Below are 3,338 nucleotides of genomic sequence, written 5' to 3' on the forward strand. Positions count from 1 at the left end.
AGCTCCAGAAACCGGCGTCTGCTGATGTTATCCATGACCTATACCTCTTTATAAATGGTTGCGATCTGGAAAAAATAGGCCTCCAGCCTTGATGCCCGCAGCAGCCACTTCCAGGAAACGGCACCAGCCAGTAACAGCCCTGAAAGTCCGCAGCAAAAGTAGACCAGCTCGTTGGCAACCGATGGTATCGAGAGCCTGGCGTAATAAGGAATCAGTACACCGAGCAAGAAACCCACCAGCGGTATGCCATATTGCACCAATGCCAGTCTCGTTAACATACCGGGCGGTTCGGTCAGTCCGACCCTTTGGCCCACGCTGGCCAGAAGCCCATTTCGGGCACGCAGAACTGCCCGTCTTCTGATGCCGAAGCCGCAGATCCTCCGGGCACCGCAGCCCACACACGCCTCAAGACTGCCAACCTCAACCAAGGCCGTGTCCCCCTGCACCGATTTGACTACCCCGCTACCGATGATGGCCGGGCTCATTGCGGAGAGACCTCCTCATTCATCACCGCTTGGTTCTCAAACACAACCAGGCAGTCGGTCGGACAACGGTCAGTCGGCAGGGTTGCTTCCTGTCCATACAGATTGTAGTCAATGACCGCGAGGTTATCATCCATAATAATCTGGCCATCGCTCACCGCCCGCACGCATATCTGACACCCGATGCAAGCTTTCGTACACATTCTGCGCGCCTCCTTGGGCGCATCATGATTCTTGCAGAGAATAAAGAGCCGGTGTGATTTGGGATGCAGCTCGATAACTCCCCGCGGGCAGGCGTCCACGCATTTTCCACATCCCGTGCAGCGATCCTCCACCACCACGGGCAGGCCGTTATCATTCAAGTACAGCGCATCGAAGGGACACGAATCAATACAGTCGCCATAACCGAGACAGCCATAGGAGCATTGCTTTTCGCCGCCCACCATCAGATCGGCCGCCAGACAGGATTGAATGCCGATATACTCGGCCTTTCGGGTGGCTTCTGCGAGACCACCCTGGCACATGATCCGGGCGACTTTCGGTTCAGTAATCGTGGGTTCAATCCCCAGAAGGCCCGCGATCTCCTCGATCGCATCCGAAGAGGCCACATTGCACGCGGTCAGCTCCGCCTCACCTGAGACCAGCTTCTCAGCATAATGCGCACAACCGGCATAGCCGCAGGCGCCGCAATTGGCCCCAGGCAGGGCCTCGGTCACCTCCCGGATGCGGGGGTCCTCCACTACCTGCAGTCTCTTATTGGCCAGCGAAAGGCCCGCCGAGAATAAGGCCCCAAGGCCTCCCATGCTCACCATCGACACCAGTAAGGCCGTCAGATCCATATTACTACATGCTCGCTAAGATCATGTTTCTAAAAGACATCATAGGCCAGGCTCGTCCCCCTCAAATCGATATCAGGCCGCTGAAGCCCATAAAGGCCAGGGCCAGACTGGCTGCAATTATCATCGTGATGCCCGCCCCCTTGAAGTACCGCGGTACATTGGCCAATTCCAGTTCTTCCCGGATACCCGCCATGATGACCAGCGCCAGGGTGAATCCGGCGCCGGCCCCGATGCCGAAAACCAGGCTCTCGATGAAATTATAATGCCGCAACACGGCGAACAGTGCCAGCCCCAGAATGGCGCAGTTAGTGGTGATCAACGGCAGGTAAATACCGAGGGCATCGTAGAGTGGCTTGCTGATCTTTCGAACGAACATCTCCACCAACTGGACCAACGACGCGATGACCAGGATAAAGGAGACATACTCCAGTATTTCGATATGATAGGGTACCAGGAGCAGGTTGTAGATCAGCCAGGTGACACATGCCGAGATGGTCATCACGAAGGTCACGGCCATCCCCATACTGACGGCTGAGGACAGTCTTTTTGAAACCCCTACGAAAGGACAGAGGCCCAGAAAGTAGGTGAGCACAAAATTGTTTATAACCGCCGCGGAGATGAAAATAAGGATGATCTTCACGCTTTTGCTCTCCGTTCATTGATCCAGTTCGAGAGGCCGATCAGCAATCCGAGCGCGAGGAAGGCGCCAGGCGGCAGGATCATCACCAGCCAGGGCTGGAACCAGTCCCCCAGCACCTGGAGGCTCAGGAAAGTCCCCGAGCCCAGGATTTCGCGAATCGTTCCCAGGATAAACAGCACCGTCAGAAAGCCCAGTCCCATCCCGAGGGCATCCAGCAGCGAGCGCCCGACCCGATTCCTGGAGGCGAAGGCTTCCTGGCGGCCCAGGATCAGGCAATTGACCACGATCAAGGGTACGTACGGGCCGAGGGCCTTGCTGATATCGGGGAAAAAAGCGGCCAGAAAGCGGTCGGCCACGGTAACGAAAGTGGCGATGATCACAATGTAGCTGGCAATCCGCACCTGGTGGGGTATGACCTTCCGCAGCGAGGAGATTATGATACTCGAGCTGACCACCACAAACGTCGTGGCCAATCCCATGGCCAGCCCGTTAATGGCCGAATTGGAAACCGCCAGCGTCGGGCATAAACCCAGCAGTGAAATGAGCACCGGGTTCTCATCCCAGAGGCCCTTGACAAATTCGTAGCTAATGGCTGCTTGACGCTTGACCATCTCAGGATACCTGCTCGAGGTAGGACTTATAATCGGATTTGGCCCGCTGCAGGGCCTCGTTAAGGATTTTGACCACCGACCGGGAAGAGATGGTGGCGCCCGTGATGGCCTGAATTTCGGTTTCCGTCGCCGGGGCCCGGTTCTTGACCACCGTGATCTCCGGTTCGGTCTGCAGGCCCGTAAACTGCGCTGAGAACCAGTAGGGATTCGCTCTATTGGAGGGGTCGACCACGATCTTGGTGCCCAGTCCGGGCGTTTCAATCTGTTCCAGCACTTTGATGCCCGTGAGGCGGGAGAAATCCAGCTCCGCCCCGACCATCATGCTGATCACGCCCTGAAAGCCGCTGCCCTGCGCAATGAAAGCAATCCCTACCGGTTCACCGGAAGCCTTTTTGCCAATATATAGCGTCTGCTCGGGGAGGGCCAGTTCCTCGTAGTGGTCGTGCTCCGGCAACACATCAGCGATGGCCGACCTGAGCGCCACCAGGCGGTGATGCTGGATCCTGGGGGTCGTATAGCCGTCCCAAGAAGAGAGGACCCCGCCGGAAACGGTCACGATCACCGTAAGCACCACGATCATTCTGGCTGACGTGCTCATGCGGCCACCTCGCCGAAAGGTTTAGGCTTGGTGTAGCGGTTAATGAGCGGAGTGAGGGCATTCATGAGTAGTATGGCGTACATCACTCCTTCGGGCAATCCGCCGTAGAGCCGGATTATGATGAGGATCACCCCCGCACCGAATCCGAAAATCCACGAACCCCTGGGT

At 57.1% G+C, this 3,338-nt stretch carries 6 protein-coding genes; all 6 read right to left on the reverse strand.

Annotated features, from left to right (window positions below):
- Positions 1 to 38: 38 nt before the first annotated feature.
- A complete protein-coding gene (locus ACETWG_05985) occupies positions 39 to 485 on the reverse strand; it encodes a SoxR reducing system RseC family protein (GenBank protein MFB0516137.1) in 447 nt (148 codons plus the stop codon).
- Positions 482 to 1,321, reverse strand: coding sequence for an RnfABCDGE type electron transport complex subunit B (locus tag ACETWG_05990; protein ID MFB0516138.1), 840 nt, complete (start codon positions 1,319 to 1,321; stop codon positions 482 to 484). The genes ACETWG_05985 and ACETWG_05990 overlap by 4 nt, the downstream gene beginning before the upstream one ends.
- A 61-nt stretch (positions 1,322 to 1,382) precedes the next feature.
- On the reverse strand, positions 1,383 to 1,961 hold the full coding sequence (locus ACETWG_05995) for an electron transport complex protein RnfA (protein ID MFB0516139.1): 579 nt from the start codon (positions 1,959 to 1,961) through the stop codon (positions 1,383 to 1,385).
- Positions 1,958 to 2,572 carry an electron transport complex subunit RsxE gene (rsxE, locus tag ACETWG_06000; protein ID MFB0516140.1) on the reverse strand — a complete coding sequence of 205 codons (615 nt, stop codon included), beginning with the start codon at positions 2,570 to 2,572 and terminating at the stop codon, positions 1,958 to 1,960. The genes ACETWG_05995 and rsxE overlap by 4 nt, the downstream gene beginning before the upstream one ends.
- Position 2,573: 1 nt before the next feature.
- Positions 2,574 to 3,170, reverse strand: coding sequence for an FMN-binding protein (locus ACETWG_06005; protein MFB0516141.1), 597 nt, complete (start codon positions 3,168 to 3,170; stop codon positions 2,574 to 2,576).
- Positions 3,167 to 3,322 carry an RnfABCDGE type electron transport complex subunit D gene (locus ACETWG_06010; GenBank protein ID MFB0516142.1) on the reverse strand — a complete coding sequence of 52 codons (156 nt, stop codon included), beginning with the start codon at positions 3,320 to 3,322 and terminating at the stop codon, positions 3,167 to 3,169. Before ACETWG_06010 ends, ACETWG_06005 begins: the two co-directional genes overlap by 4 nt.
- Positions 3,323 to 3,338: the final 16 nt, after the last annotated feature.

It is taken from the genome of Candidatus Neomarinimicrobiota bacterium, from assembly GCA_041862535.1.
GTDB lineage: Bacteria > Fidelibacterota > Marinisomatia > SCGC-AAA003-L08 > TS1B11.

Bases quoted from the DNA above. Each gene is read 5' to 3' on its own strand.
- ACETWG_05985 (MFB0516137.1), bottom strand. From the start codon at position 485: ATGAGCCCGGCCATCATCGGTAGCGGGGTAGTCAAATCGGTGCAGGGG.
- ACETWG_05990 (MFB0516138.1), bottom strand. From the start codon at position 1,321: ATGGATCTGACGGCCTTACTGGTGTCGATGGTGAGCATGGGAGGCCTT.
- rsxE (MFB0516140.1), bottom strand. From the start codon at position 2,572: ATGGTCAAGCGTCAAGCAGCCATTAGCTACGAATTTGTCAAGGGCCTC.
- ACETWG_06005 (MFB0516141.1), bottom strand. From the start codon at position 3,170: ATGAGCACGTCAGCCAGAATGATCGTGGTGCTTACGGTGATCGTGACC.